Source organism: Brevibacillus sp. NRRL NRS-603 (assembly GCF_003013445.1).
GTDB classification, from domain to species: Bacteria; Bacillota; Bacilli; order Brevibacillales; family Brevibacillaceae; genus Brevibacillus; species Brevibacillus formosus.
On the sequence record NZ_PXZN01000018.1, the window covers coordinates 1 to 960 of the forward strand.

At 49.2% G+C, this 960-nt stretch carries 8 tRNA genes; all 8 read left to right on the forward strand.

The window, feature by feature from the left end:
* Positions 1–35 precede the first annotated feature (35 nt).
* The 8 genes from C7R94_RS17830 to C7R94_RS17865 all read left to right on the forward strand — a co-directional run bounded on the left by C7R94_RS17830 (position 36) and on the right by C7R94_RS17865 (position 765).
* Positions 36–117, forward strand: a tRNA-Leu gene (locus C7R94_RS17830).
* Positions 118–124: 7 nt separating this feature from the next.
* A tRNA-Gly gene (locus C7R94_RS17835) sits at positions 125–198 on the forward strand.
* A 9-nt stretch (positions 199–207) separates the two neighbouring features.
* Positions 208–296, forward strand: a tRNA-Ser gene (locus C7R94_RS17840).
* Positions 297–320: 24 nt separating this feature from the next.
* Positions 321–397: transfer RNA gene (locus C7R94_RS17845), tRNA-Met, on the forward strand.
* Between the two features lies 1 nt (position 398).
* Positions 399–472: transfer RNA gene (locus C7R94_RS17850), tRNA-Trp, on the forward strand.
* A gap of 30 nt (positions 473–502) precedes the next feature.
* Positions 503–578: transfer RNA gene (locus C7R94_RS17855), tRNA-His, on the forward strand.
* 20 nt (positions 579–598) lie between these two features.
* Positions 599–672 (forward strand) — tRNA-Arg (locus C7R94_RS17860).
* Positions 673–680: 8 nt separating this feature from the next.
* Positions 681–765: transfer RNA gene (locus C7R94_RS17865), tRNA-Leu, on the forward strand.
* Positions 766–960 lie beyond the last annotated feature (195 nt).

A 960-nucleotide genomic window follows, 5' to 3' on the forward strand; every position in this document is an offset into this window, starting at 1 on the left:
ATCCTGTCTTCCCGACCATGTTTCAAAATGAATATGCCGGTGTGGCGGAATGGCAGACGCGCGCGACTCAAAATCGTGAGGGAAACCGTGGGGGTTCAAGTCCCTTCACCGGCACCATATTCAAGCGGGTGTAGTTCAATGGTAGAACTCCAGCCTTCCAAGCTGGTCGCGTGGGTTCGATTCCCATCACCCGCTCCATATTTTTGCGGAGGGATACCGAAGTGGTCATAACGGGGCGGTCTTGAAAACCGTTAGAGTGCAAGCTCACGGGGGTTCGAATCCCTCTCCCTCCGCCACTTCTTTTTATTGCGTATAATTATGGCGGCGTAGCTCAGATGGCTAGAGCGTTCGGTTCATACCCGAAAGGTCGGGGGTTCGATCCCCTCCACCGCTACCATAGGGGCATAGTTTAACGGTAGAACGAAGGTCTCCAAAACCTTTGGTGTGGGTTCGATTCCTACTGCCCCTGCCAAGGAACATTTTTAAAAACGCATACATTATGGCGGTCGTGGCGAAGGGGTTAACGCACCGGATTGTGGCTCCGGCACTCGTGGGTTCAAGTCCCATCGATCGCCCCATTTTTTTATAACTACAATATGTCTCAGTAGCTCAGCTGGATAGAGCATCCGCCTTCTAAGCGGACGGTCGGGAGTTCGAACCTCTCCTGAGACGTTTTACATGCGGTCGTGGTGGAATTGGCAGACACACCATCTTGAGGGGGTGGCGGGGCGACCCGTGCGAGTTCGAGTCTCGCCGACCGCACCATTATTTCAATGATGTTTAAAAAACTCTTGATTAATGAAAAACAATGTGTTATATTATAAATCTACTCGCGAAACACACAGGTTTAACCGAGTAGAATAAATCACATAAAGTTAAAAAAGTTGTTGACTTTGAAAGTTAGATGTGATAAGTTAAAGTTCTGCACTGAACACGGTGCGAAATGCTCTTTGAAAACTG